Source organism: Prosthecobacter sp., assembly GCF_044378005.1.
Classification (GTDB): domain Bacteria; phylum Verrucomicrobiota; class Verrucomicrobiia; order Verrucomicrobiales; family Verrucomicrobiaceae; genus Prosthecobacter.
This window is the reverse complement of the sequence record NZ_JBILYB010000025.1, coordinates 1-21,512: the sequence shown is the minus strand read 5'-3', so window position 1 is coordinate 21,512 and position 21,512 is coordinate 1. Positions and strand designations below refer to the sequence as shown.

Below are 21,512 nucleotides of genomic sequence, written 5' to 3'. Positions count from 1 at the left end.
CCATGAAACGCTGGATCTTCATTACACTGCTCTTTGCCGCATCGCTCGCGCAGGCTCAGATCAGCGTGGGCGGCAGGGCCTTTGTCCGCTCGCCGAATGAACTCGGCACGAAGGGTGAGTGGGTGCTGTATGAAAAGGATGCGCCGCAGGATGAGGCGAACCGGCGATGGCTGACGAAGAAGGTGCTCGTGGAGCTGAATGGCACGAGCGCGGCCAGCCTGTCACAGCTTCCAGGCGTCGCGAAGTCTCAGGCTCGTGGCAAGTATGCGGTGGTCGAGTTCAACGGCAGCGCCACCGCCGCCGTGGACGGAGCCAAACAATTGATGCGGCTCCCAGGAGTCCGCTCTGCGGAGCCCATGCTGGCCCGACAAATGCAGCATCGCCTGGTGCCCGACGATCCCTTCTTTGCCCACAATCCAGCGAACCCCGGCTACCAGTGGCATCTGCAAAACACAGGTCAAAACCAAGCCGTGGCAGGCATCGACCTGCGCGTGGTGTCAACCTGGGATAGCTATCGCGGCACAGGTATCCGCATCGGCATTCTGGACGATGGCTTGCAGGTCTCTCATCCCGATCTGCTGACGAATGCTGACACGGTCAACGACCGCGACTTCAATGATCTCGATGATGATCCCACTCCTGGCACTGGCGACTTCCACGGCACAGCCTGCGCAGGTGTAGCAGCGGCACGTGGGAACAACGGCATCGGCGTCACTGGCGTGGCACCCGAGGCCACGCTCGTGGGTCTGCGTCTCATCGCTGTCCCGACGACGGATGCAGACGAGGCAGATGCTTTTGCCTTCAGGAAAGACATCATCGACGTGAAGAGCAGCAGTTGGGGGCCCTCGGACAGTGCTTATGGTTACGGCGGGCCCGGGCCTCTGAGCGTGGCGGCTTTGGCAGATGCGGTGACGCTAGGACGTGGTGGCAAGGGCACGGTGTTTCTCTGGGCGGGCGGCAATGGGAACTACAATGGCGATGACTCGAACTACGATGGCTGGGCTGCATCACCCTATGCCATCGCCGTGTCAGCCATCGGCGATGATGGCGAAGCCGCACCTTACAGTGAGCCTGGGGCAAACATCCTGGTGTGCGCGCCCTCGAATGGCGGCACCCAGGGCGTGACGACGACGGACATCACCGGCAGCACAGGCTACAATGCCGGGACGGGTAGCGACTACGCGAATGGCGACTACACGAAGAGCTTCGGCGGCACTTCATCGGCCACGCCCGCCGTGGCAGGAGTCGTGGCGCTGATGCTTCAGGCCAATCCCAATCTCGGTTATCGTGATGTGCAGGAGATACTCATGCGCAGCGCCACGACGAACGATCCCAATGACGGCGGCTGGGTGACGAATGGGGCAGGTTTTGACTTTCATCATCGCTACGGCGCGGGCCTCGTGAATGCCCAGGCTGCCACGACGATGGCCACCACTTGGACGAATCTGCCAGCACGCGAAACACGCTCGCAGAGCTCGGCCAACCTGGCTTTGTCCATCCCCGATGGCGGCAGCGCTGGTCTCACACACAGCTTCACCGTCGCTGCCGAAAACAGTCTGCGACTGGAGCATGTAACCGTGAGGGTGAAGGCCACGCATCCACGCCGAGGTCAGCTCGAATGGTGGCTTACCTCTCCGAGCGGTGTCAGCGTGCGGCTGGCTCGGGCTCGGGGCAATGACACCGGAGCGAACATCGACTGGACCTTCATGAGCACGCACTTCTGGGGCGAGCGCTCCGAGGGTATGTGGAAGTTGCAAGTCTATGACACGGATCTCGCCGACTTCGGCACGCTGGACGAAGCCAGCATCACCTTCCACGGCACCGTGCCCACCGGCGGCCTGCCAGCGCCCGTCATCACCTCCAGCCTCATCATTGTCGGGCGCGAGGGCGCGGAGCTGCGGCATCAAATCACCGCTTCAAACTTCGCCACCAGCTTCTCCGCCATCGGTTTGCCTCCTGGCATCACAGTGAATGGCACAACGGGACTCATCACCGGCACGCCCGCTGGCACTGGTCCCTATTACGGACTCATCACCGCATCGAACGCCACCAGCACCGCTTTCGAAAACGCAGTCTTCTACATCCTGCCCGCCGATCCCGCCCTGTCAGATGCCGTGGAGCAGCCCACGTCATTAAAGATCGTTCCCTTTGGTTATGGCGACTGGTTCCGCCAAACCACGATCAGTCACGATACCGTGGATGCCGCGCAAAGTGCCCCGGTGGGCCATGAAGAATACTCCGGCATGGAATTCACCGTCGTCGGTCCCAAACGGCTGAGCTTCCAGTGGAAGGTCTCCTCTGAGGCAAATTACGACTACCTTGTGCTCACCGTGGACGGCTACGTCAAAGCCTACATCACGGGTGAGGTGGACTGGACACAGGTCACGCAGGACATCGGGCCCGGCACGCACAATGTGGACATCTATTATCTCAAAGACGAGGCCACCATCGCAGGGCAAGACGCCGGCTGGGTGGATGAAATGACACTCACCCCCATCACCGCAGCGCCCGTCGTCACCGGAGGCACCGTGAATGCGTATGAGAACGCCGCCGTCCGCCATCAAGTCGCCGCCACGAATGCCCCAACCGGCTACACAGCCACGGGGCTGCCTGCGGGGCTTTTGATCTCCACCACCACGGGCCTCATTTACGGCAGCACCTCGGTCATCGGCACCCACACGATCACCCTCGAGGCCACGAATGACTTCGGCACAGGCTCGGCCACCCTGACGCTCAACGTCGGCGCTATCTCCGAAGGTCTGGCGGCGGCGATTGATGCGCCAGCCCAAGTCATCACCTCCTCAGGCGATCTCGCTTGGCGGCCACAGGCGCTCTACTCTCATGATGGCAGTGATGCCGCCCGCAGTGGCGAGATCGGCGATCTCCAGGACAGCGTCATGAGCACCCAGGTCACCGGCCCAGCCAAGGCGACCTTCTACTGGGGCATCTCCTCAGAGGCGGACTACGACTACCTGCGTTTCTACATCGACGATGTCGAGCAGGAGGCCATCAGCGGTGAGGTCGGCTGGACGTTAAAAGAGTTCATCATCCCCGCAGGCACTCACACGTTGAAATGGGCCTACATCAAAGATGACTTCGTTCGCAGCGGGCTCGACTCCGGTTTTGTGGATGAGTTTAAGCTCTACTCCGATGCCGATGGCGACGGCTTCTGGGCCGACGAAGAAGCCGCCTTCGGCACCAGCGATACCGACCCCAGCGCCGGCCCCCGCATCGAATTCAACGCCTCAGGAACAAACCCGACGATCCAATTCCCCTCCGTCATCGGCAGGCAGTATCGCGTGCAGCACAGCCCCGACTTGCAGACCTGGACCACCGTCACTCTCACCGCCACCAGCACCACCACGACCTGGACCGACCCGAGCGTCAGCACGGACTCGCGGAGGTTTTATCGAGTAGCGGCACCCTGATCAAGAGCCAGAATTTCGAGAAATAGCCGTGGACGATTTTCTTCCTATAACGTAATTTTTTCGCGTTATAGGAAGAAAATCATGTTTATCGGACGCGACGAAGAATTGCAGGCGCTGCGCACGGCCATCCAAGCTCGTGAGCCCCGGCTTGCCGTGATTTACGGGCGTCGGCGCATCGGCAAGACATCGCTCATCCGGCAGGCCGTTGGGCGTGAGCCGGTCATTTTCATTGAGGGACTGGAAAACCAGTCCACTCAGGCGCAGATCCAGAGCTTCCTGGCTCAGGCATCTCGCCAGCTTCGTCGGCAACTGCCGCCCGTGACCTCCTGGCACGAGGCGCTGATGGCTCTGGACACGGCTTTGGCAAAGCGTCCCATGGTCATCGTGCTGGATGAGTTTCAATGGCTGGCGAACTACCGACAGGAACTTGTTTCGACCCTGAAGATGGTCTGGGAGCAGTATCTCTCACGCGCTCCAGGCCGCAGCCTGATCCTGTGCGGATCAATCGCTTCCTTCATGACGACCAAGGTCATCCGCTCCAGTGCCTTCTATGGACGCACGGACCTGGTGATTCATCTCCAGGGATTCCAGCTTCATGAAACGGCACGTCTGCTGCATGGACGTGGGTTTCAGGAAGTACTGGATGCTCAATGCTACACGGGCGGAGTGCCCAAGTATCTCGAGTTGCTCGCAGCCGCGCCTTCGGTCGTGCTCGGCATGGAGAAGGAGGCCTTTCGTGCGGATGGCTACTTCGTGGAGGAGTATGACCGCATCTTCGTGAGCCACTTCGGCCGCAATGCCGAGTATCCACGACTCGTCCGCGCGCTGGCAGATTCACCTTATGGTCTGACTCGTCGTGAACTTGCCGCCGAGGCGGAGATCGCTGAAGGTGGGATGCTCAGCCAGCGGCTGCATGATCTGGAGGCGGCGGGCTTCATCTCCTCTCACAGCCCTTTTGACAAAGGCAGCGAGTCACGGCTGATCCGCTACTACCTAAGTGACCCATGGATGAGTTTTTATCACGCCTTCCTGCGCACTCGACTGAAGCAGATTCGCACAGTCGGCAAGAAGGACATGTTCATCACGCTTCGGCAGAGCGGGGCCTTCCGCTCTTGGATGGGACGCGCCTTTGAGCTGGTGTGCCTTCGGCATCAGGTACTGCTGGCGCGTCTGCTCAAGTTCGATGCCATCGACTATGAAGCCGGGCCCTGGTTTCGCTCACCGCGCAAAGGGCTGACGGGTGTGCAGATCGACCTCGCGTATGATCGTGCGGATGGAGTGATCACGCTCTGTGAGATGAAGCGGCAAACCGCCCCGCTGGGTAAGGCTGTCATTGCCGAGGTGGAGCGAAAGGCAGAGGCACTGCGTGCGGCCTATCCACGGCGGACTGTGCAGCCGGTGCTGGTCGTTGATGGACCTGTTTCCAAGGAAATACCGGCCTCCGGCTACTTTCACCGCATCATTCAGGCTTCGGATATGCTCAGATGATTTTCTTCCTATAACGTATTTATTTCACGTTATAGGAAGAAAATCGATTTTGCCTCAGAGGGTTGTTTTTGAGTTCAAACATAGACCCTCGGCACCCGCGAATTGATGTTCGTGAACACCTCGTAGGAGATCGTTCCGGCCCATTCAGCGAGGTCATCGGCGTTGATCTCCGACTCGCCTTGTTTGCCGAGCAGGATGACTTCATCACGATAGTAGGCGGTGCCCCAGTCGAGATTCACCATGATCTGGTCCATGCAAACACGACCGGCGATGGGATGACGCTGGCCGCGAATGAGCACCTGACCTTTGTTGGAAAGCGCGCGGAAGTAGCCATCGCCATAGCCCACAGGCACGGTGACGATGCGCACCGGATGATCGCTCCGCCAGGTACTGCCGTAGCTGACCGGTTGTCCGGGCTGCACGACTTTAAAGTAGGCGACATGGCTTTTCCAGGTCAGCGCGGGCATGATGGGCACAGTGCGGACGCATTCGCGGCTTGGATACACGCCGTAGAGCATGATGCCAGGACGCACGAGATCGAGATGACTCTCGGGAAGCTGCAAAATGCCGCCGCTGTTCGCGATGTGCCGCAGCGGCATGGACAGGCTGCGCTTCTCGTAAAAGCTGAGCACCTCGTGGAAGCGCGAGAGCTGCTCACGCGCATGAGTCAGGTCAGCGGCGTCGGAGTTGGCGAAGTGCGAGTAGATGCCCTCCACCTGCACATGCCGGGCTTTGAGACTGGCTTCGAGGAGCTTGTCGGCACTGTAATAATGAATGCCGAGCCGCTCCATGCCGGTGTCGATCTTCAAATGCACGCGCGCAGTGACGCCCATCGCTGCGGCGGCGTTGTCGATGAGGTTCAGCTTATCAATCGAAGGCGCGGTGAGCGTGAGATCATTGCGGATGAAGATGGGGATCTGCGTCTCGGCGATGCCACCGAAGACGAGGATCGGTGCGGTGATACCCGCTTCGCGTAAAATGACGGCTTCTTCCAGCAAAGCGACGCCCAACGAGTCAGCACCGCCTTTCACCATCTCGCGCGCCACAGGCACGAGGCCGTGACCATAGGCATTCGCTTTCACCACGGCCATGACTTTGGCTGCGCCGACATGCTGGCGGATCGTCTGTAAATTCCGTCCGAGCTGCCCGAGGTCCACTTCCACCCGCGTGGGGCGGATGGATTCATCTTCGGAATTGGCGGGAGCATTGGCTGGCATCGGAGTCGCGATGTTCAGCGGCACGAGATGAAAGGCAAGGAGGGAGCGAGATCACTTGCTTCCCTGCCTGAACATCGAACTCATCTGCCAGCTCGTCTTGAAGGTTTCGATGAGCTGATCGTGGTAAGTTTGCAGCGGCTTCAACTGCGCAGGAGAGAGGAAGGCAGCGGCCTCCTGAAGCGTTCGTTGGTTCGTGGCTTTCTGGTACTCCAGCATCTTTTGAAAATTGGCATCGTTCAACTGACTCGGGTCCTGGATCATGCGCGAGAGCGCGGCCTGCTCGGGTGTGGGACTCTGGCGGACCTGCGCCATGAGGGTGATGAGCTGGTCCTCCTGCTGGGTGGAGAGGGGCTGACCGCTGGCATTGAAAAGACTGCGCCCCATGGCTTCAAAGGAGGTCCGCTCGGGCTTCGTGCCCTCCCAGCGCTGGAAGGTGCTCCAGTCGCTGTCGTTGTTGAGGAAGCCTTTGATGGTCTGATCGTAGGCCGCCTTGTTCTTTTCCGCTTCGGCGATGAGCTTCTGCCGCTGTTCCGGGGTGACATTGGGATCGAGCATTTTTAAGCCGAGCTCCGTCTCCAGTTTGCCACGCTCGACGAGGAGCTTTTTGAAGTGGGCTTTCTCTTCGTCGCTGAGCTGGAGGTATTCAAAAAGGCGCGCGTAGCTGGTCTCGATCTGCACGGCCTGCTGCTGCATGAGGAGATCACGCATGGCGGGGTTTTTCATCATGTCCTGCAGGGAGCCAGCGGGGCCGGTCCCACTCGCCGCTGCCGGGGCTCCTGGACTTCCGGCTGTCGCACCGACCATGTCGGGCGGCACGCTTCCGCCCACACGAGAGGGAGCCGGAGGTGGAGTGACGGGGCGGTTCGCGAGATCGCGCCGGAGCTGTGAGATGGTCTGGCGGGCTTCTTTTAAATCGGCCTCCAGTCGGGCCACTCGCGGATCTGGCGGCGGGGGCGTGGCGAGCACCCACGCGAGCGCGACGATGCTGGCGAATAAAGAGGCGGCGAGGGAGATGGTAAGAGCTTTCATTTCGGTGACGCGACCTGGGTTTTACCGCAGCGGAAGAAAACGATCCAGCCTCAAACGCGCAGCGGCTGAGATTCCGAGTGACAAGCCACCGCGACTTGCCGCCAGCGGGGTTCTGGTCCACACATCGGGCCGCCCATGCCTCCGCCCAAGAAATCCGCCCCCAGCAGCAGCCAGTTTCATGCCGTGATCGGCACGGACGAGGCGCGGGTGAAGGAGGCAGCGATGAAGATCGTCCAGCGCATCTCGCCTCCTGACTCTGGCGATTTCGGCAATGAGATCATCGAGGGCCAGGCGGACAATGCGGAGCACGCGGGCCAGATTTGCAGCAATGTGATCATGGCTCTGCAAACGCTGCCTTTCTTTGGCGGCGGCAAGGTGGTGTGGCTGAAGGGCGCGAATTTCCTCGGCGAGAGTCAGACAGGCAAGGCGCAGGCCTCGGTGCAGGGCTTTGAAAACATCCTCGATGTGCTGGAGTCGGACCTGCCGCCGGACATCAAGTTTGTGCTGAGCACGACGTCGATCGACAAACGCCGCACGTCCTTCAAACGCCTCTCGAAGATCGCCACGATGGACGTCTATGACAAGCCGGACACCAGCCGTGCGGGCTGGGAGGAGGCGGTGATGGCGCAGGCGATGGTGAAGGCGCGCGGGCTCGGACTCAGCTTTGAAAGCGGAGCGCTGGAGTTGCTGGTGCAGATGGCTGGCGATGACACGAGGCAACTCGAAAATGAGATCGAGAAGATCGACCTCTATCTCGGCGAACGTCGCCGCTGCGGCCTGAACACGGTTCGCGGCATGGTTTCCATGAGCCGTGCTGGCGTGATCTGGGAGATCGGCAATGCCATCGGTGCGCGCGATCTCCAGCGTGCGCTCGAACTGCTGGGCGTGCTCATGTATCAGGGCCAGAACGCCATCGGCATCCTGCTGGCGGCCATCGTCCCGAAAGTGCGGAACCTGCTGATTGTGAAGGAACTCACCACGAAGAACAAGGTGAACACGATGAGCTACAACAGCTTCAACTCCAGCCTGGATGCACTGGCTCCAAGCGCCACGGCTCACCTGCCGCGCAAGAAAGATGGCTCGGGCTTCAATGTGTATCCGCTCTTCCTCGCTGTAGCCGAGGCGCGGAAATTTACCCTCGAAGAGCTGCACGAGGGCTTCGCCGCCTGTCTCGCGGCAAACTCGAAGCTGGTGACGACGCAGCTCGACACCAAGGTCGTTTTGGAGCGTCTGCTCGTGGGCCTGCTGGCGCCGCGCACACGCAGGGCGTGATCTCTTTCCCAAACCCAACTCATGAGTGATGACGCGACGTTTCCCGTGACTGTGCAGCGCATCACTTTGCCGGACTCGGCGGTGACGACGGAAGACGTGACCGCACGCGAAGAGCCACTGGAGATCCGCGTGGAGGGTCGCAGCGTGGCCGTGGTCATGCGCACGCCAGGGCATGATGAGGAACTCGTCGCGGGATTTCTGGTCAGCGAGGGCGTCATCACCAGGGCCCGCGATGTGCTGGAGATCAGCCAGTGCCCGAGCACGGGAAACAAATACGGCAATGTGGTGGACGTGCTGCTCGCGGGCAGCGCTGTGGTAAACTGGGACAGCCTCACGCGCCATGTCTTCAGCGCCTCGAGCTGCGGCATCTGCGGGAAAACGAGCATCGAGAGTGTGTTTCAGAGGTTTCCTGTGCTCAAGGCAAGTGCTCAGTGTTCAGTGCTCGGTGCTCAGTCTAAAGATGCCTCCAACGCGGTTTCTGAGCACTGTGAACTGAGCACTGAGCACTCAGTGTTCCGCGTCTCCCCTGCCCTGCTCGCCAGCCTTCCCGCGAAGCTCCGCGCCTCGCAGGCGACCTTTACCCAGACGGGCGGACTTCATGCGAGCGCGATCTTTGATGAACACGGCGAGATGCTGGTGCTGCGCGAGGATGTGGGGCGCCACAACGCTCTGGACAAAGTGCTCGGCTGGGCCTTGCAGCGCCGGTTGCTGCCTTTTCAAAGGCACATCCTGCTGGTCAGCGGACGCGTGTCGTTTGAGCTGATGCAAAAGGCGCTGGCCGCCGGGGTGCCCATCGTGGCGGCCATCTCGGCTCCGAGCAGTCTGGCGGTGCAATTTGCCGATGACAGCGGGCAGACGCTCGTCGGCTTCCTGCGTGGGGAGACGATGAATGTGTACACGCACCCGGACCGCGTGAAGGCATGAAAAAGCGGCGGAGAACACATGGTTCCCCGCCGCTGTAGCATGGTTGGGGTGGCTTAGTTCACCGCGATCTGGCGCGGCAGGGCCGTGGGTTTCACGGGCAGCATGAGGGTGAGCACGCCGTCTTCGAGGGCGGCGGAGAGCCTCTCGTCATCGACGGGGGTGTTCACGTTCAGGCGGAGCTGGTAGTTCAGCGTGGAGATCTCCTGGTGGAGCGGTTTCCAGTCGGCGGGCACCGGCACGGAGCGCTCGCCGCGGAGGGTGAGGACGTCTTCGTGGTATTCGATGTTCACGCCGGACTTCGGCACGCCGGGCATCTCCACGCGGATGACGAAGGCGTCATCCTGGCGGTCGATGCTGAAGCGTGGTTTTTGCAGGCTTTCCGTCACGCCCGCAGTCGGGGCGCTCTGGCTGGAGGCAGGGGGGCAGCAAGTGGAGTTCATAGTGGATAAGTTCGGGGATGAGGATTGAGAAATGGGTTAGTTGATGGCGATGAGCTTGGGCTTGCGCTGTTCCTGCTTCGGCAGGGTCACGGTGAGCAGACCGTCTTCGAGCTTCGCGCTGATGCCCTCGGCATTGACCGTCTCAGGCAGGCTGAGCGAGCGGCTGAGGGTGTAGGCGGACTCGTTTTCGCCGGTTTTGACACGGCGCTCGGCGGAGACGGTGAGTACGCCTTCGCGGAGTTCGACCTTCACGGCGTCTTTCTTCACGCCGGGCAGTTCAAAGCGGGCGTAGAAGTTGTTCGCGTCCTCGTGGAGGTCCGTGGCGAGCCGACCAGCGGCGGGGGCTGTCGTGGCGGGGAAAAAGTCCTCCAGAAGCTGAGCCACCGCCGGAATGCCGGCAAAGGGATGACGCAGCCAGGGACCGAAGTCAGTGGCACGACCAAGATTCAGAGCAGGATTGGAACGGATGAGTTTCATGGGGATGTTGATTTGGGTTTGGGTTGTCTTTTTGAGACGTGCCAATCCATTGCAAGCTCGATGCCAAGTCCTCGCCCCAGCCATTTTAGCGTTGATTTTCAATGAGTTAATTTCAACCACGCTTTCGCGACCTGGTTAAATTTGTGCCACATGGGCATTAACTGAACCTTCACCCATGATCTCTAAAGTGCAGTCGTGGCACTTTTCATCGGGATGCCTGATCTTCCGAGAAAAATCTCTGGGCGTGAGGTCTGCCTGAGGCCAGAATCGCCGCCATGCTTGTCTCTGGCCAGCCCTACCGCACGATCTGGATGCCCGATGATGCCATCGTCCGCATCATCGACCAACGCCGCCTGCCTTGGAGCTTTGAGTTGCTCGACCTGCGATCCGTCGCGGAGGTGGCCCATGCCATCCGCGACATGGCGGTGCGGGGTGCGGGGCTCATCGGAGCCACGGCGGGCTATGGCATCGCGCTGGCAGCCCGTGAGGCGGAGACGCCGGAGGCTCTGGAAAAGCTGGCTCGTGAGCTGATCGAGACTCGCCCCACAGCGGTCAATTTGAGCTGGGCGGTGAATCGCCAGCTCGCGGCGATTCAGGCTGCGGGCTTCGAGCGGCGAGTCGAGGTCGCACTCGCCGAGGCGGGTCGGATTGCCGATGAAGATGCGGCCATGTGCGCCGCCATCGGGCAGCATGGGCTGGAGATCATCCGCGAGATCGCGGCGCGGAAGTCGGGGCAGGTGGTGAACATCCTCACGCACTGCAACGCGGGTTGGCTGGCCTTTGTGGATCATGGCTCGGCCACCGCACCGATCTATGCGGCCCACGCGGCGGGCATCCCGGTGCATGTCTGGGTGGATGAAACGCGCCCGCGCAACCAAGGCGCACGGCTCACCGCCTGGGAGCTGGGCCAGCAGGGCGTGCCGCACACGATCATCGCGGACAACACGGGCGGGCACCTGATGCAACACGGGCTTGTGGACATGGTCATCACGGGCGCGGATCGCGTGACCCGCAGCGGCGATGTGGCGAACAAGATCGGCACCTATCTCAAAGCTCTCGCGGCGAAGGACAACGGCGTGCCTTTCTACGTCGCGCTGCCCTCTTCGACCTTCGACGACACGCTGAGCGATGGCGTGAAGGAGATCCCCATCGAGCAACGCGGCGGCGATGAGGTGACGCACCTCGAAGGCGTCGCCGCGGATGGCTCGGTGCAAACCGTCCGCATCGTGCCCGAAGGCTCACGCGCGGTGAACTACGGCTTCGACGTCACACCCGCGAGATTGATCACGGGCTTGATCACCGAGGCTGGGGTGAGTTCGCCGCTCAAGGCGTGATGCGCGCACCTGCCTTCTTCAGCTCCTCGACGAGGGCTTTTGAGGCATCGTTCAGCGGGCATTCAGTGAGGAAGATCTGGCAGTAGGGAGCCCACTCACGAGCACCGTCGTTGTCTTTTTTCCAGGCGCGATGCAGCGGGGCGATGTCGGCGACGGGGTTCTTGTCGAGGAAGAGGAATTGCAAGTCGGTCAATGCCTCCAGCGGGGCGAGATCGGCAACTTGATTGCCCTTCAGCGAGAGCATGGAGAGCCACTTCAGTTGGCCGATGCCATCGAGTTTGGTGATCTTGTTGCCGTCGAGGTAGAGCGTCCAGACTTTGGGCAGTTTGAAGAGCGCGGAGACATCGGCGATCTGGTTCCCGGCGAGGTAGAGCGAGTTCAGCGCGGTGATACCGCCGAGCGCGGAGACATCGGTGACTTTGTTGTTGGTGAGTTCGATGTATTGCAGCGCCTTGCAGGTGGCCAGCGGAGAGATGTCGGCGATCTGGTTGTTCGCCACATCAAGGAACTGGAGCCGCTCCAGGCCTTTGATGGCGGCGAGGCTGGTGAGCTTGTTGTCTGGCAAGGTCAGGGAGGCCAGCGCGGTGCATTTTTCCAAACCAGTCAGGTCGGTGATGCCTGCGCCTTTGCCCTCAATGATGGAAACAGTGGCGACATCCTCGGCGGTGATGACTTCCTGGTTGTCGCGCTTCGCGAAGACCTGCTTCCGCACGGCGGCTTCGAGTGCCTTGTCCTTGAAGACAGCGACGGGCTTCGGCGGTGGTGGTGGAGGGGTGGGCTTTGCAGGTTCCGTTTTCGCCGTGGCTGGAGCGGCGGGCTTCGCAGGAGTGGGAGCAGGCTTGGCGGTCGTCGCTGGGGCTGGCTTAGTCTCAGCAGGCTTGGCTGGGGCTGGCGTCGTTGGCTTGGCAGGGGCCGCAGCAGGTGGCGTGGCTGGTTTGGGTGCGGGCGCTGGTGTTGCCGCGGGCTTGGCAGGAGTCTCGACCTTCGCGGGAGGCGTCGCCGGAGCCGGCTTGGCAGCGGCCGGGGCTGGAGTGGGAGCCGCTGCGGGCTTCGGGGCTTCCGCAGGTTTGGCCGGGGCGGGTGCGGCAGGCTTCGCATCCTGCGCGGACAGCGCGGCGGCAGACAGGAGGAGGATCAGGGATGGGATGGACTTCATGTCTGGTGGGTCGGGGTAGTGAGGGGAATGATACGGCAGCGTATGGTTGCATGTTATCGCAAAATCGGCTCTGTCGGCGTCACCATGATCAATGTTATTGTCATCCTCGAGATCGACCCCGCCCGTGTCGATGAGTTCCTCGAAGTCATCACCTTCAACGCCGCCGAGTCCGTGAAGGAGCCGGGCTGCACCCGCTTCGAGGTGAATCGCCAGTTCGAGCAGCCGAACCTCTTCGCGCTCAGCGAGCAGTATGTGGATCAGGCCGCCATGGAGGCGCATTATCAGACGCCGCACTTCGCGCTGTGGAAGGAAAAGTCAGCCACCGGCTTTGTCAGCAAGCGCTGGTCGGTGAAAGGTCCGGTCCTCGACTGATCCGCCCGCGTATCCCATCCCCCCACCGTGGAAGACGCCTTCGGCCATCATATCTCCTACCTGCGAGTGTCCGTCACCGACCGGTGCAACGAACGCTGCCGCTACTGCATGCCCGAGGAGGAGCAGGCCTGGTTTCCGAAAGAGGAAGTGCTGAGCTACGAGGAAATGCTGCGCGTACTGCGTGTCGGCGCCGGGCTCGGTATCAAAAAGGTCCGCGTCACCGGAGGCGAACCGCTGACCCGTCCGGGCGTGGCTGATTTCTGCGCGCAGATCGCTGCGATTCCGGGCATCGAGCAGATCGGCATCTCCACAAACGGCACTCTTTTGAGCAAAGAAGAGCAGGGTGAAACCATCGCCGCACGTCTGGTCAAAGCTGGTGTGCATAGCGCCAATGTCTCGCTCGACTCGCTTGACCGCGCCGCCTACCAACGCAGCACGAGCCGCGATCTCCTGCCCAAGGTGCTCGATGGCATCGATGCCGGCATCGACGCCGGTTTCCGCTCCATCCGCCTGAACTGCGTGCTGATGAAAAACCAGACCGAGCGCGAGTTCGTGCCGCTCATCGACTACGCCCACAGCAAAGGCGCACTGCTTCGTTTCATTGAACTCATGCCCGTAAGCACTCAGGACGTGCTGAGCGAGGCGAACTTCCTCTCCACCACCCACGCGAAACAGATGGTGGAGCAGCACTACGGCCCGCTCACGCCTCTGCCCGACTTCAAAACGAACGGCCCCGCCACCTACTACGCCATCCCCGCCACTGGCCAGAAGATCGGCTTCATCGGCGCGATGACGAACCTGCACTTCTGCGAGAACTGCAACAAGCTCCGCCTCACCAGTGACGGCAAACTCCGCCCCTGCCTCGGCAGCTACCTCGAGTTCGACCTCCGCGAAGCCCTCCGCGCCGGATGCAGCGACGCCGAACTCGCCACCCTCATCCACAACGTCGTCGCGAGGAAGCCGAAAGAGCACGACTTCCGTGACAACTACCAGCCCAACCGGAAGATGATCGCGATTGGGGGGTGAACGCAGGCACAAAAAAGCCGTGACCCGAAGACCACGGCTTTTGTGAAGTCAGACGCAGCTTACTTCGCAGCAATCGCCTTTTCGATGGCGGACACGACGGCGGTATCATCCGGCGTGGTCTTGGGCTCGAAGCGCTGGAGGGGCTTGCCGTCTTTGCCGATGAGGAACTTGCCGAAGTTCCATTTCACATCGCCGGGGAAGGCACCTTCTTTGCCGGTGAGGGCGCCGTAGAGGGGGTGCTGCTCGGCACCTTTGACGTGCAGTTTGTCGAACATCGGGAAGCTCACGTTGTACTTTTCGGTGCAGAAGATTTTGATCTCCTCGTTCGTGCCGGGCTCCTGAGCTCCGAAGTCATTGCAGGGGAAGCCGACCACGCTGAAGCCCTGATCCTTGAACTTCTCGTGCAGCGCCTGGAGTTCCTTGTACTGCTTGGTCAGGCCGCAGCGTGACGCGACGTTCACGACGAGGAGGACTTTGCCCTGATAGGCTTTGAGGGAGGTGTCTTTGCCGTCGATGTCCTTCAGCGGAATATCGAGCACGGACTTTTCAGCAGCACCAGCGATGCCAGCGGCGAGGAGGAGGGAAAGAAGGAGATGTTTCATAGGTTTGTTGAATGGGACGGAGGAGACGGTACGAGCGTCGGGAACTTTCAGACGAACTCGGTGCGCTACAAATCCAGCACTCGGTCCATGCGCTTTGCCACATCGGCGAGGTAGTCCCAGCCACCCGCCTTCACCTCAGCGGCGGCCCAGCCGGTGAAGTTGATCTTTGCCAGCTCCACACGCACGGCGGGCCAGTTGATACTGCCTTCGCCCAGCGGATTGTCGAAGCCCTTCCTCATGCCTTCCTTCATCGCCACGTCGAGATCGTATTCCTTCACGTCGAGTTTCATGCTGCGTTTCCCCAGCACCTCCACCCAATGCTCGGCCACACCCCAGCGCATCTGGTTGCCGATGTCCAGATGCACGCCCACCCACGGGCTGCCGATCTCATCGATCAACCGCGCCATATCAAAAGCGCTGATGGTGAAGGTGTTCCAAACGTTCTCGATCAGCATCCTCACGCCCTGCTTTTCCGCATGAGACGCGGCCTCTTTCATGCGCGCCACAGCCTCTCGCCAGGTCTTTTGCAAAGGCTGGTCCAGGGGATAGGCCAGAACGACGAGCATCGAGTCACCGCCGAGCTTCTTCGTGAGATCGATGCCGGCTTCCAAGCTCTCCGCACGTCCGCCAACAGTGCCGTCGATAATCAGTCCACTTGCCTTGCTTGCCGCGATCCACTCGTCTGCGTTCTGCATCGTCACATGCCCGAGCAGGCTCGGCTCCACGCCTTCAAAGCCACACTCACGCAGCTTTGAAAATGCTTCCGTCAGACTCATCCCCGCGGCTACCTTCTGTGCCATGCTCCATTTCAAAGATTTGCGTATCCTGCCGGTGAACTGACCCGCGCTCGCGGGCATGGCGAAATGGATTGTTGAGATAGCGCTGGTGGAGAGGAAGTGGCGGCGGATCATCCTCCTCCAAACGCGACCAGCTTGGTCGATCTTCACCCAACGGCTGGACATGACAGGAATCGGGCTCTGTCATCATTGCGAGCTGGTGCCGACACTGGTGAAATTAATGTTTGGCTTCTGCGGAAGTTTTTCGTATTCTAACAGCTGTCTTAGTTCAGCGGGAGCAGCACGCTCATCTTCACTCAATCATTTGTTGCGATCTTGGCTGGTGATTCCGCTTTCAAATCGAATCAGGAAATCAAAACCATGAAACCCCACACTCATTCATTGGCGGGAGAAGCGGCATCCAAGTTGTTTAAGACTGCACGACTCTTCATCCATCTCGTGATCTTGGTTGCCACGCTTACTGGCGCGGCTTCGGCCCAGCATGTCATTACCACCACGCCGGGCGTCGGCGGAAATATTTTTCCCGTCGGGCCGGTGACGTTTCCCGATGGCGCCAACCCGGTTTTTTTCGTCATCCCGAATGCCGGGTTCTCCATCCAGGATGTGAAAGTGGACAATGTCTCCGTGGGCATCGATTCACAGGTGTATCCCGGGCCGGTGAACGCTGCTCTGACGATCAGCGCCACGTTTTCGAAAAGCCCCACCATCACCGCCAGCGCCAGCGGTCCGGGCACGATCTCACCCTCGGGCAAAGACACGGTGGGCATCGGCGGTGAGCGGACCTATGTGATGGAGGCCGGGCTGGGTGCCATTCTCTCTTCACTGACGGTGAACGGCGCACCTGTGACGCTGCCGAATCCGAAGCCACAGTCATTCAGCCACACGGTGACGAACATCACCGGCAACACCACGGTGAAGGCCGTCTTTGCTCTCGATCCCACCAGGGTCATCCTGACTTCCAGTGCGGGGGCGGGAGGCAGCATCACGCCTCTGGGCAAGGTCCAGGCGACGAAAGGCGGTAGCCAGAGCTATACCATTACCCCGTCCTCTGGCATGTACATTGCTGATGTGAAGGTGGACGGCAAAAGTGTGGGCAAGGTGAGCTTCTACACGCTGACCAACATCCAGAAGGCGCAGACCATCGCGGCGACGTTTGCGAAGAATCCGGTGATCTCGGCGAAACAAGCGGTGGGTGGCTCCATCACCCCGACGGGCGATGCCACGGTGTCCTACAACAGCAGCAGGTCCTACACCATCACCCCTGCAACCGGATATGAGATCGTGAACCTCGTCGTCGATGGCAAGCCGGTGGCGGACACGGACGGTTTTTACACCGTCACAAACATCATCAAGAACACCACGTTCACTGCGGTTTTCCGAGCGCTGGCGACGCATGTGTTTGTGACCTCCAGCGCGGGTGCGGGCGGCACGATCTCCCCGCTGGGGAAGGTGGGCGTCCTGAAGGGTGGCAGTCGGGCCTTCAACATCGCTGCGGCGACGGGCTACCGCATCCTGGATGTGAAGGTGGACGGAAAAACGGTCGGTGCCGTGTCCTCCCACACACTGACGAATGTGCAGAAGGCTCAGACGATCGCGGCTAGTTTCGTGAAGAACCCCGTCATTACAGCCAAGCAGTCCACCGGTGGCACCATCAGCCCGGCAGGGGACAGTTCAGTGGCGTTGAACGGCAACCGAATCTACACCATCACTGCGGCGACAGGTTTCGAGATCATCAATCTCATCATTGATGGCAAGGCGGTCGCAGACACAGACGGCAGTTTCACTTTCACCGATGTCGAGAAGAACGGCACCATCGGCGCGGTCTTCAAGCAGCGGGCGGATCACGTCGCTTTGACAACCACCGCCGGGGCGGGCGGCACCGTTACTCCGCCTGGCAAGACCTTGGTTGCCAAAGGCATCAGTCCCGTGGTGAACATCACTCCGGCGGCCAACTTCCGCGTGCTGGATGTGAAGGTGGGCAAGAACTCCGTCGGCGCCGTCACGACCACCACCGTGACAAACATCCAGGCGGACACCACTGTGGCGGCCACATTCACCAAGCAGCCCGTCATTTCCGCAAAGCAGTCCACGGGCGGGAACATCTTGCCCACTGGAAACAAAGTGGTGCCGCTCGGCGGCAGCCAGACTTACACCATCAACCCCACGCTGGGTTACAAGATCGACAGTCTGATCGTGGATGGCAAGCCCGTGGCGGATACGGACGGCAGTTTCACCTTCACAAACGTCACCAAGAACGCCTCTATCGGGGCGAAGTTCAGCCAGACGAGCCACATCGTCACCGCCAGCGCTCCACCAGCCGGAAGCATCACGCCTTCGGGGACGATCAATGTCTTCAATGGCAAGGATCAAAGCTTCACCGTCACCCCGCCAGCGGGCTTCAAGGCTGGGGTCAGGGTGAATGGCGTCTTCAAGGCCCAGAAGCCCGGTGGTGGAGTGCTGACGTATCTGCTGAAAAATGTCCGGCGGAACACCACCGTGGAAGCGGTCTTTGCCCCCATCGGCACCCAGTTTGCAGGCACCCTCGGCATCGCCCCGGTTGGGCTCGGGGACAGCATCAATGTCGCCAACAAATCCCCGGCTCTCTTCAATCTGCTGACCAACGGCACCCTGGGTGTGGCCGGGGTGTATTACCACAATTCCAGTGCCCAAAACTGGGGACCGGCTTCCCCAGGTGCCGATGAGGATAATTGGACCGCCAACGTGCCCATGGTGCCGGGTGACAATGAAATCTGGTTTGCCGCCGTGGGCACGGGTGGCGAGGTCGCTTGGTATCCCACCGTCGTCACCTACTATCCGGCCTCCGACTTCACCACGCCGCTGAGTCCCTATGTCGGAACCACGCCGCTCTCGACCCTCACGGTAGGCTCGCCGACGACGGTGACCTGGAAGCTGGGCCTCCTCAACCCACCGGGGGCCACGGTAACCTTGTTCCGTGTGGAAAATGATGACTCCCTCACCCAGGTCGCCACAATGACGGACAACGGCACCCTGCCGGATGAAATCCAGGGCGACGGCATCTTCACGGCCAACACCAGCATCACGGCCGCTGCGTCTGGCTACCTCTACTACCGCGCCAGAGTGCAAAAACCCGGCCCCATCACCTACTACTCTGAAACGAAGGAAGTCTGGGCACCCGAACCGCTCACCGATGCGGAGGTCAACAAAGCCGGCGAGATCGCCGACGGCGCGGCAGCGGACTACGAAACACGGATCACAGAGGGTGATACCCCGCAGGAGGCGGCGCAGTTTGTGGCGGATAAGTTGAAGCTGGACCCGGACATCGGAACCGTGGGCACCACGGAAGAAGGAAGCGTCTGGTGGGTCACCGTGGACGGCATCCTGGGCTTCCATCATCCGCTGAACCCAAATTCCAGGGCTGGCGGTGGAGCGCCCGCAGGTGTCGCAGATCGTGGTGCCCCACCCGAACCACCTGTGCCGGACCAGGCTTTCCAAGCTGTGCAAAATCCATTCTATCTGCCTGCGGATCTGGCCACTCTCTTCGCCCCCGAACTGACCGAGGTCTCCGTGGGTCCGAATGGAACGACAACCTTCGCTGCACCGCCACCCTCGCTGGCCTCAGATGGCAAGAACCGCATGCGCAGCGACCGCGCGGTCATCATCAGTCCGTACATCGCAAACTTGGATGATCCAGGAAACAGCTTCGGGAACGGCGATGACTACTTCAAACCCTGGCCGACCATTCAAGCTCACAGGACCTGCGGTCTTTATGCTGACAAAGAGTTCATCAACAACTCCACCCGCGGCGTCACCCTGGCCGCCTTCAAAAACCTTTCCTCCTTCGGCTACATCCACTTCTGCACCCATGGCGACAATGTTTACAACGGGCTTCTCTCCAACTGGCAGGATGTCTGGGGGCCGAATGACTTCCTCAAGGGCAACCTCTCCGTCGTAGCCATGTACTCCGGCCTTCATCTCGCTGTGGTGGACGGCAAGTATGTGAAGGGCGTTTACGAAGACGACATCAACAACAAGCGCATCGCCATCGGCGGCGGGGGTGCGGTGGCACTGCTCCCCTCCTTCTTCAGTCATTATCTGGGCGGGCTGCCCAACAGCCTCGTCATGGTCGCCATGTGCCGAAGCGGCTACAACGGCTCCATGATGAATGTCTTCAAGGCCAAAGGCGCCGGCACCGTGGTTGGCTACACAGACTATGTGAGCTGCTCCTATGCACAAAACACCCTCCAGGAGATCATCGACCGCATGTATGAGGATAAAACCTCTCTCGAGGCCATGCAGTCAGCCGTCAGTAAATACGGTGCGAATGATGCTGACACTGATCCCGCCGCCCTCGTGTACACTGGTGCCACCGACCTGCGCTTCCCGCTCTCCAACCTCACCAATGCCGGTTTCGAGGATGGCATCATTGATCCATGGCAGCGCACGGGCGATGGCCGCGTCATCACCGGCCTCGGGATTGAGCGCCCGAAAGAGGGCAAGTTCATGGGCATCATCTCCACCGGCCTGGGTTACACCACCACGGCTGGCAGCATCCAGCAGCGGCTCTGCGTGCCGGACTACGGCGGCACCCTCAGCTTCCGCTGGAGCATGTATTCCGAGGAGTGGCTGGAGTATGTGGGCAGCCAATATCAGGATGCCTTTTCCGTGAGAGTGGCCGTGGTTGACCCGGTCTCTGGTGCTGTGGGCGCTTTCACAAACTTATTTAACAAGACCATCGACGGCCTGGCTGGGCAGGTCATCCCTGCTGACGTCAAATTTGACAAGGGTGGAGTGTACAAGACCACCTGGCGCATCGACACACTGAACCTGAACGCCTACGCGGGAAAGACCATCGTGCTTGAGTTCAACTGCACGGACGTGGGGGACAGCATCTATGACACCGCCGTCCTTCTGGACGACATCAAGTTCATCGAAATCCCCACACCATGAAGCACCTGCTGCACCGGATCGCCGCCTTGCTCACCTCCGCAGGAATCCTTTCCTGCGGAGCGGCGGCGGCTGACTGGCAGGATCTCCCCCTGCCAGGCGTGGGCACTTTGCGCTTGAAGCATTCTCATCGCATCACCGCAGCGGACACATCAAAAGCCACGGTCACGGCTCAGACCCTCATTGACTGGACGCGTGCCAATGAGTGGGACAGGCTTCGTGTCATCGTCGATGAGAACCACCCTCTCGTCATCAAATTCAAAGGCGGCGACCTCCTCGTCCTCACTCCTGAGGATGCCTCGCTGCCCATCATCTGGCTGTCGTTGGGAAGCGGTTCCCGCGCGCTCCTCGAAAACCGCTCCACAGGAAAGCTGAGCATCTTTGCTCCACCGCCCGGCAAGCGGCTGGATCTTAGCTGGCTGGGACTTTAAGCCTCTCGAACCGCCACAAACCGATAACCGCCAAACAACGTCGCCCGAGACTGCCAATGCCACGCGGCATCCAGCCCGAGGCTCTCCGCCAGCTCTTTACCACGGAACCCCGCCCGGATGCTCACCTGCATGTCATAGCGTGTGATGGGGTGCAACTCCGCCAGCCAAGAAAGGCAGCGCCCCATCACAGCATGCCTCCCGCGCCGCTCCGGCTCCGCAGCCAGGATGAGGCGCGTCTTTGCCGAGATCCGGCTGCCGAGCACACGGAGCTGATCCTCTTTGAAGTGATGCAGGATCAGATTGGCCACCAGCACCTCACTCTCCGGCAGTGAGTGATGGAAAAAATCGCCCTGGGTCCATGCCGCAACCTTCGGCCAGCGTGCAGGACGCTGCGCGAGATCAAAAGCATGAAGCGCACTGGCTTCACAAATCCCGCTCTCCACGAAGCGCATCGACAGCGCACCATCCCCTGCCCCGATCTCCGTGATATGCCAGCCGTGCTGATATAGCCGCCGCAGCGTGCGCACCATCCAGCGATGGTTTCCCATCACGGCATTCACCAGCAGCAGATCCTCCCGACTGGCGATCGCATC

The 21,512-nt window shown here is 60.7% G+C and carries 17 protein-coding genes; 9 read left to right on the top strand and 8 right to left on the bottom strand.

The genetic code is table 11. From position 1 onward, the window contains the following. Positions 1–2 precede the first annotated feature (2 nt). Together AC6FTP_RS07530 and AC6FTP_RS07525 are read left to right on the top strand one after the other, a co-directional pair. Entirely contained in the window at positions 3–3,428 is a 3,426-nt protein-coding gene (locus AC6FTP_RS07530) for a S8 family serine peptidase (RefSeq protein ID WP_497206295.1), read from the top strand. An 81-nt stretch (positions 3,429–3,509) separates the two neighbouring features. Beyond that, positions 3,510–4,916: an AAA family ATPase gene (locus AC6FTP_RS07525; RefSeq protein WP_497206294.1), complete on the top strand. Its 1,407-nt coding sequence runs from the start codon at positions 3,510–3,512 to the stop codon at positions 4,914–4,916. 74 nt (positions 4,917–4,990) lie between these two features. On the opposite strand, the gene alr is transcribed toward AC6FTP_RS07525, so the two are convergent. Both alr and AC6FTP_RS07515 read right to left on the bottom strand, forming a co-directional pair. Continuing rightward, complete coding sequence (alr, locus tag AC6FTP_RS07520; RefSeq protein ID WP_497206293.1) at positions 4,991–6,157, bottom strand: alanine racemase; 1,167 nt, start codon at positions 6,155–6,157, stop codon at positions 4,991–4,993. A gap of 27 nt (positions 6,158–6,184) precedes the next feature. Next, a complete protein-coding gene (locus AC6FTP_RS07515; RefSeq protein ID WP_497206292.1) occupies positions 6,185–7,162 on the bottom strand; it encodes a hypothetical protein in 978 nt (325 codons plus the stop codon). 135 nt (positions 7,163–7,297) lie between these two features. Here AC6FTP_RS07515 and holA point away from each other — a divergent pair, with 135 nt between their 5' ends. Together holA and fdhD are read left to right on the top strand one after the other, a co-directional pair. Continuing rightward, positions 7,298–8,434, top strand: coding sequence for a DNA polymerase III subunit delta (gene holA, locus AC6FTP_RS07510; protein WP_497206291.1), 1,137 nt, complete (start codon positions 7,298–7,300; stop codon positions 8,432–8,434). Between the two features lie 21 nt (positions 8,435–8,455). Next, entirely contained in the window at positions 8,456–9,358 is a 903-nt protein-coding gene (fdhD, locus tag AC6FTP_RS07505) for a formate dehydrogenase accessory sulfurtransferase FdhD (RefSeq protein ID WP_497206290.1), read from the top strand. Positions 9,359–9,411: 53 nt separating this feature from the next. On the opposite strand, the gene AC6FTP_RS07500 is transcribed toward fdhD, so the two are convergent. Then, complete coding sequence (locus AC6FTP_RS07500) at positions 9,412–9,798, bottom strand: Hsp20/alpha crystallin family protein (protein WP_497206289.1); 387 nt, start codon at positions 9,796–9,798, stop codon at positions 9,412–9,414. Positions 9,799–9,834: 36 nt separating this feature from the next. Next, positions 9,835–10,275, bottom strand: coding sequence for an Hsp20/alpha crystallin family protein (locus tag AC6FTP_RS07495; protein WP_497206288.1), 441 nt, complete (start codon positions 10,273–10,275; stop codon positions 9,835–9,837). A gap of 275 nt (positions 10,276–10,550) precedes the next feature. On the opposite strand from AC6FTP_RS07495, the gene mtnA reads away from it, so the two are divergent. Continuing rightward, entirely contained in the window at positions 10,551–11,609 is a 1,059-nt protein-coding gene (mtnA, locus tag AC6FTP_RS07490) for an S-methyl-5-thioribose-1-phosphate isomerase (RefSeq protein WP_497206287.1), read from the top strand. On the opposite strand, the gene AC6FTP_RS07485 is transcribed toward mtnA, so the two are convergent. Further along, positions 11,599–12,765 carry a leucine-rich repeat domain-containing protein gene (locus AC6FTP_RS07485; protein ID WP_497206286.1) on the bottom strand — a complete coding sequence of 389 codons (1,167 nt, stop codon included), beginning with the start codon at positions 12,763–12,765 and terminating at the stop codon, positions 11,599–11,601. The two genes, mtnA and AC6FTP_RS07485, sit on opposite strands and share 11 nt — an antisense overlap. 84 nt (positions 12,766–12,849) lie before the next feature. Here AC6FTP_RS07485 and AC6FTP_RS07480 point away from each other — a divergent pair, with 84 nt between their 5' ends. Both AC6FTP_RS07480 and moaA read left to right on the top strand, forming a co-directional pair. Further along, entirely contained in the window at positions 12,850–13,137 is a 288-nt protein-coding gene (locus AC6FTP_RS07480) for a putative quinol monooxygenase (protein ID WP_497200341.1), read from the top strand. 27 nt (positions 13,138–13,164) lie between these two features. Beyond that, positions 13,165–14,163, top strand: coding sequence for a GTP 3',8-cyclase MoaA (gene moaA / locus AC6FTP_RS07475; protein ID WP_497206285.1), 999 nt, complete (start codon positions 13,165–13,167; stop codon positions 14,161–14,163). Between the two features lie 59 nt (positions 14,164–14,222). Here the strand turns inward: moaA and AC6FTP_RS07470 are convergent, their stop codons facing one another. Both AC6FTP_RS07470 and AC6FTP_RS07465 read right to left on the bottom strand, forming a co-directional pair. Beyond that, entirely contained in the window at positions 14,223–14,765 is a 543-nt protein-coding gene (locus AC6FTP_RS07470; RefSeq protein ID WP_497206284.1) for a glutathione peroxidase, read from the bottom strand. A 65-nt stretch (positions 14,766–14,830) separates the two neighbouring features. Further along, positions 14,831–15,727 (bottom strand): sugar phosphate isomerase/epimerase family protein, encoded by an 897-nt coding sequence (locus AC6FTP_RS07465; RefSeq protein WP_497206283.1) that lies wholly within the window; start codon positions 15,725–15,727, stop codon positions 14,831–14,833. A 195-nt stretch (positions 15,728–15,922) separates the two neighbouring features. Here AC6FTP_RS07465 and AC6FTP_RS07460 point away from each other — a divergent pair, with 195 nt between their 5' ends. Together AC6FTP_RS07460 and AC6FTP_RS07455 are read left to right on the top strand one after the other, a co-directional pair. Continuing rightward, positions 15,923–20,491 (top strand): InlB B-repeat-containing protein, encoded by a 4,569-nt coding sequence (locus tag AC6FTP_RS07460; protein ID WP_497206282.1) that lies wholly within the window; start codon positions 15,923–15,925, stop codon positions 20,489–20,491. Continuing rightward, positions 20,488–20,919: a hypothetical protein gene (locus AC6FTP_RS07455; RefSeq protein ID WP_497206281.1), complete on the top strand. Its 432-nt coding sequence runs from the start codon at positions 20,488–20,490 to the stop codon at positions 20,917–20,919. The genes AC6FTP_RS07460 and AC6FTP_RS07455 overlap by 4 nt, the downstream gene beginning before the upstream one ends. Here the strand turns inward: AC6FTP_RS07455 and AC6FTP_RS07450 are convergent. Beyond that, positions 20,916–21,512 (bottom strand): hypothetical protein (locus AC6FTP_RS07450; protein ID WP_497206280.1); only part of this gene is annotated, 597 nt, incomplete at its 5' end. The two genes, AC6FTP_RS07455 and AC6FTP_RS07450, sit on opposite strands and share 4 nt — an antisense overlap.

Coding starts and splice junctions, on each gene's coding strand:
- AC6FTP_RS07515 (WP_497206292.1), bottom strand. CDS start 7,162: ATGAAAGCTCTTACCATCTCCCTCGCCGCCTCTTTATTCGCCAGCATC.
- holA (WP_497206291.1), top strand. CDS start 7,298: ATGCCTCCGCCCAAGAAATCCGCCCCCAGCAGCAGCCAGTTTCATGCC.
- AC6FTP_RS07480 (WP_497200341.1), top strand. CDS start 12,850: ATGATCAATGTTATTGTCATCCTCGAGATCGACCCCGCCCGTGTCGAT.
- AC6FTP_RS07455 (WP_497206281.1), top strand. CDS start 20,488: ATGAAGCACCTGCTGCACCGGATCGCCGCCTTGCTCACCTCCGCAGGA.
- AC6FTP_RS07465 (WP_497206283.1), bottom strand. CDS start 15,727: ATGTCCAGCCGTTGGGTGAAGATCGACCAAGCTGGTCGCGTTTGGAGG.
- AC6FTP_RS07495 (WP_497206288.1), bottom strand. CDS start 10,275: ATGAAACTCATCCGTTCCAATCCTGCTCTGAATCTTGGTCGTGCCACT.
- AC6FTP_RS07485 (WP_497206286.1), bottom strand. CDS start 12,765: ATGAAGTCCATCCCATCCCTGATCCTCCTCCTGTCTGCCGCCGCGCTG.
- mtnA (WP_497206287.1), top strand. CDS start 10,551: ATGCTTGTCTCTGGCCAGCCCTACCGCACGATCTGGATGCCCGATGAT.
- AC6FTP_RS07460 (WP_497206282.1), top strand. CDS start 15,923: ATGAAACCCCACACTCATTCATTGGCGGGAGAAGCGGCATCCAAGTTG.
- AC6FTP_RS07470 (WP_497206284.1), bottom strand. CDS start 14,765: ATGAAACATCTCCTTCTTTCCCTCCTCCTCGCCGCTGGCATCGCTGGT.
- AC6FTP_RS07500 (WP_497206289.1), bottom strand. CDS start 9,798: ATGAACTCCACTTGCTGCCCCCCTGCCTCCAGCCAGAGCGCCCCGACT.
- AC6FTP_RS07525 (WP_497206294.1), top strand. CDS start 3,510: ATGTTTATCGGACGCGACGAAGAATTGCAGGCGCTGCGCACGGCCATC.
- AC6FTP_RS07530 (WP_497206295.1), top strand. CDS start 3: ATGAAACGCTGGATCTTCATTACACTGCTCTTTGCCGCATCGCTCGCG.
- fdhD (WP_497206290.1), top strand. CDS start 8,456: ATGAGTGATGACGCGACGTTTCCCGTGACTGTGCAGCGCATCACTTTG.